The 4,729-nt window shown below is 68.0% G+C and carries 3 protein-coding genes; all 3 read left to right on the forward strand.

Going from position 1 to position 4,729, the window contains the following annotated elements; all coding sequences use genetic code 11:
* The first annotated feature begins 3 nt into the window (after positions 1–3).
* Genes ACODSD_RS24655 through ACODSD_RS24665 form a run of 3 tightly spaced genes read left to right on the forward strand, consistent with a single transcriptional unit; the run spans position 4 to position 4,728 of the window.
* Positions 4–2,097, forward strand: coding sequence for a type I secretion system permease/ATPase (locus tag ACODSD_RS24655; protein ID WP_488878597.1), 2,094 nt, complete (start codon positions 4–6; stop codon positions 2,095–2,097).
* An 8-nt stretch (positions 2,098–2,105) separates the two neighbouring features.
* A complete protein-coding gene (locus ACODSD_RS24660) occupies positions 2,106–3,527 on the forward strand; it encodes an HlyD family type I secretion periplasmic adaptor subunit (RefSeq protein ID WP_488878595.1) in 1,422 nt (473 codons plus the stop codon).
* A 1-nt stretch (position 3,528) separates the two neighbouring features.
* On the forward strand, positions 3,529–4,728 hold the full coding sequence (locus ACODSD_RS24665) for a glycosyltransferase family 4 protein (RefSeq protein WP_488878596.1): 1,200 nt from the start codon (positions 3,529–3,531) through the stop codon (positions 4,726–4,728).
* The last annotated feature ends 1 nt before the right edge of the window (position 4,729 follow it).

Here is a 4,729-nt window from a genome sequence, read left to right on the forward strand (position 1 = left end):
GATTTGGGCTTGCTGGGCCTGGTCCTGCTGGCCCAGTTCCACGGCGTAGCCGCCGACCCGGCGCAACTCACCCACCAATACGGCCGCCAGGCCGAACCCTTCAGCGAAACCGACCTGCTGCTGGCCGCCAAAGGCCTGGACCTTAAAGCCCGCATCGTCAAACAAAGCCCGGACCGCCTCAGCCTGACCGCCTTGCCGGCGCTGGCGCTGCGGCCGGACGGCGAACACTTCATCATCGCCCGCTGCGACGGCGACAAAGTGCTGATCCACGACCTCAAGCACGGCCGGCCGCAAGTGCTGAGCCAGGCGGAGCTGACGGCGCGCTACGCCGGCCGGTTGCTGCTGATGGCCTCGCGCGCGTCCGCCGCGGGGGCGCTGGCCAAGTTCGACTTCACCTGGTTCGTGCCGGCCATCGTCAAATACCGCAAGCTCTTGCTGGAAGTGCTGGCGGTGTCGCTGGTGTTGCAGCTGTTTGCGCTGGTGACGCCGCTGTTCTTCCAGGTGGTGATGGACAAGGTGCTGGTCAACCGCGCCTTCAACACCCTGGACGTGATCGCCGTCGGGCTGTTGATCCTGTCGCTGTTCAATGTGGCGCTGTCGGCGCTGCGCAGCCACGTGTTCGCCCACACCACCAGCCGCATCGACGTGGAGCTGGGGGCGCGTCTGTTCCGCCACCTGCTGGCGCTGCCGCTGGCCTACTACGAAGCGCGGCGGGTGGGGGACACCGTGGCGCGGGTGCGCGAGCTGGACAATATCCGCAACTTCCTCACCGGCCAGGCGCTGACTACGGTGCTGGACCTGCTGTTCTCCTTCGTGTTCCTGGCGGTGATGTGGTACTACAGCGGCTGGCTGACCCTGATCGTGCTGGTGTCGCTGCCGTGCTACGCGCTGTGGTCGGCCGGGCTGACCCCGCTGCTGCGGCGGCGCCTGGACGAGAAGTTCGCGCGCGGCGCCGACAACCAATCCTTCCTGGTGGAAGCGGTGGGCGGCATCGGCACCATCAAGGCGATGGCGGTGGAGCCGCACATGACCCGGCGCTGGGACAACCAGCTGGCCGCCTACGTGGCCGCCGGCTTCCGCGTCACCCGGCTGGCCAATATCGGCCAGAACGGCGTGCAACTGATCCAGAAACTGGTCACCGTCGCCACCCTGTGGCTGGGCGCGCGGCTGGTGATCGCCGGCGAGCTGTCCGTCGGCCAACTGATCGCCTTCAATATGCTGGCCGGCCAGGTGGCGGCGCCGGTGGTGCGGCTGGCACAGCTGTGGCAAGACTTCCAGCAGATTGGCATCTCGGTGGAACGGCTGGGCGACATCCTCAACACCCGCAGCGAACTGCCGGCCAGCCGCGCGGCGCTGCCGGCGATCCAGGGCCGCATCCAGTTCGACCAGGTGGTGTTCCGCTACCGGCCGGACGGCCCGGAAATCCTGCGCGGCCTCAGCCTGGACATCCGGGCCGGCGAAGTCATCGGCATCGTCGGCCGTTCCGGCTCCGGCAAAAGCACGCTGACCAAGTTGGTGCAACGGCTGTACGTGCCCGAATCCGGACGCGTGCTGGTAGACGGCAACGACCTGGCGCTGGCGGACCCGGCCTGGTTGCGGCGGCAGATCGGCGTGGTGCTGCAAGAAAACCTGCTGTTCAACCAAAGCATCCGCGACAACATCGCGCTGGCCGAACCCGGGCTGGCGCTGGACCACGTGATCCAGGCGGCCAAACTGGCCGGCGCCCACGACTTCATCATGGAACAGGCCGAAGGCTACGACACCATGGTGGGCGAACACGGCGCCAGCCTGTCCGGCGGCCAGCGCCAGCGCATCGCCATCGCCCGCGCGCTGATCAGCAACCCGCGCATCCTGATTCTGGACGAAGCCACCAGCGCGCTGGACTACGAATCCGAACGCGCGATCATGCAAAACATGCGGGCCATCTGTCAGGGCCGCACCGTGCTCATCATCGCCCACCGCTTGAGCACCGTGCGCGGCGCCAGCCGCATCATCGCCATGGACCAAGGCCGCATCGTCGAAAGCGGCCGCCACGAAGACCTGCTCCGCCAGCCCGACGGCTACTACGCCCGCCTGCACAGCCTGCAACAAGGATAAACCCGTACATGAAGCACCAACTGCACGCGCTGCGCGACTTCGCGCGGCGCTACCGGCAGGCCTTTGCCGCGCACTGGGCCATCCGCCATCAACTGGACCCCCAGGCGCGGCGCGAAGACGAACTGGCCTTCCTGCCCGCCCACCTGGAACTGACCGACAGCCCGCTGTCCCCGCTGCCGATGTGGAGCATGCGCCTGATCGGCGCGCTGTTCCTCATCGCGCTGCTGTGGTCCGCGCTGGGCCAGCTTGACATCGTCGCCGTCGCCGGCGGCAAGACCGTCAGCGGCGGCCGCACCAAAATCCTGCAGCCGCTGGAACCCAGCGTGGTCAAAGCCATCCACGTGCGCGACGGCCAGCAAGTCAAGGCCGGCCAAGTGCTGATCGAACTGGACGCCACCGGCGCCAGCGCCGACAAACAAAAGGCCGACGACGCCCACGCCGCCGCCGCGCTGGCCGCCGCGCGCTACCAGGCGCTGCTGAACGCGCTGGACAGCGGCCGGCTGCCGCAGCTGCCGGCCACCCCCGGCGTCGCCGACAGCCAGAGATTGGCCGAAGAAAGCCTGGCGCTGGGCCAATGGCGCGGCTACCAGGCCAAGCTCGAAGCGCTGGGCGCCACCCTGCGCCAACGCCAGGCCGAACACGCCACCACCCGCCAGCAAGTGAGCAAACTGCAAGCCACCGGCCGCATCGCCGCCGCGCGCGAACACGACTACCAAGACCTGCTGGCCAAGAACTTCATCTCCAAGCACGCCTACCTGGACAAACAACAAGCGCGCATCGAACAGGCCGGCGACCTGGCCAGCCAGCAAAGCCGGCTGCAAGAACTCGACGCCGCCATCGCCGGGCAAGAACAAGAACGCAAAGCGCTGCAAGCCAACTTCCGCAGCGAGGCCCTCGACAAACTGCGCGAAGCGCGCGAACAAATGCGCCAATACGGCGAAGACCAGAAAAAGACCGGCCAGCGCCAGGCGCTGACCCGGCTGGCCGCGCCGGTGGCCGGCAGCGTGCAGCAACTGGCCATCCACACCGTGGGCGGCGTGGTCACCGAAGCGCAGCCGCTGCTGGCGGTGGTGCCGCGGGACGAAACCCTGGAAATCGAAGCGCAGATCGAAAACAAAGACATCGGCTTTGTGCGGCCGGGACAGGCGGCCACCGTCAAAGTGGAAAGCTTCCCCTACACCCGCTACGGCTACCTGGACGGCGTGGTGGACAGCGTCAGCCACGACGCGATGCAAGACGAGAAGAAGGGCTTGGTGTTCCTGGCGCGGATCCGGCTGAAGCAAGACCACCTGAGCATAGACGGCGCGCGGGTGCGGCTCAGCGCCGGCATGACGGTGAGCGCGGAAATCAAGACCGGTCGTCGCCGGGTGATCGACTACTTCCTGAGTCCGCTGCAACAGCATGTTGGCGAAGGCCTGCGCGAGCGCTGAGATGAAACTGCTGCTGATCCACCAAAACTTCCCCGGCCAGCTGCGCCACATCGCTGAACACCTGAAAGGGCGGCCGGACATCGAACTGCTGGCGGTGGGGCGCGACAGCGCGCCCGGCCTGGCCGGCGTCAAACTGCTGCGTTACCGGCCGCATCGCGGCCCGCATCGGCACACCCACCCCTATCTGCACAGCTACGAAGACGCGGTGCTGCACGGCCAGGCGGTGCTGCGCGCCTTGCAGCCGCTGCAACAGCGCGGCTACCGGCCGGACGTCATCCTGGCCCACCCCGGCTGGGGCGAAACCCTGTTCCTCAAAGACCTGTTCCCGGCGGCGCGGCTGATCCACTACAGCGAGTACTACTACCACGGCCAAGGGGCCGACGCCGACTTCGATCCGGAATTCCCGCTCAGCCTGGACGGCGCGGCGCGGCTGCGGGCGCGCAACGCGCTGCACCTGCTCAACCTGGAACACGCCGATCAAAGCGTCACCCCCACTCACTGGCAACACAGCCTGCACCCGGCGGCCTACCGGCCGAGTGTGCAGATCCAGCACGAAGGCATCCGCTGCGGCCAACTGGGGCCGGACCCGACGGCGACGCTGACCCTGCCCAACGGCCGGACGCTGCGCGCCGGCCAGCCCATCGTCAGCTATGTGGCGCGCAACCTCGAACCCTATCGCGGTTTCCACAGCTTCATGCGCGCGCTGCCGGCGCTGCTGCGGCAACGGCCGGACAGCCAGATCGTCATCGTCGGCGGCGACGGCGTCAGCTACGGCAGCGCGCCGCGCGACGCGGCCAACTGGCGCGAAAAACTGCTGCGGGACAAGCCGGTGGACCCGGAGCGGGTGCACTTCCTGGGCAAGGTGCCGTATGACATTTACCGCCAGGTGCTGCAAGTGTCGGCGGTCCATGTCTACCTGACCTATCCCTTCGTGCTGTCGTGGAGCCTGCTGGAAGCGATGGCCAGCGGCTGCCGCATCGTGGCGTCGGACACCGCGCCGGTGCGGGAAGTGATCCGGGACGGGGAGAACGGCGAGCTGACCGACTTCTTCGACGCGGCGGCGTTGGCGCAGAAGGTGGGGGCGGCCTTGGAGACGGACGGCGGCGGGCTGCGGCGTGCGGCGCGGGAGACGGCGGGGCGCTACAGCGTGGAGGCGGGATTGGCGGGCTATCGACGGTTGTTGGGTTTGCCGGCGGAGTGAA

The sequence above is a fragment of the Chromobacterium sp. FG22 genome (assembly GCF_057809415.1).

Bases quoted from the DNA above. Each gene is read 5' to 3' on its own strand.
- ACODSD_RS24660 (WP_488878595.1), top strand. From the start codon at position 2,106: ATGAAGCACCAACTGCACGCGCTGCGCGACTTCGCGCGGCGCTACCGG.
- ACODSD_RS24665 (WP_488878596.1), top strand. From the start codon at position 3,529: ATGAAACTGCTGCTGATCCACCAAAACTTCCCCGGCCAGCTGCGCCAC.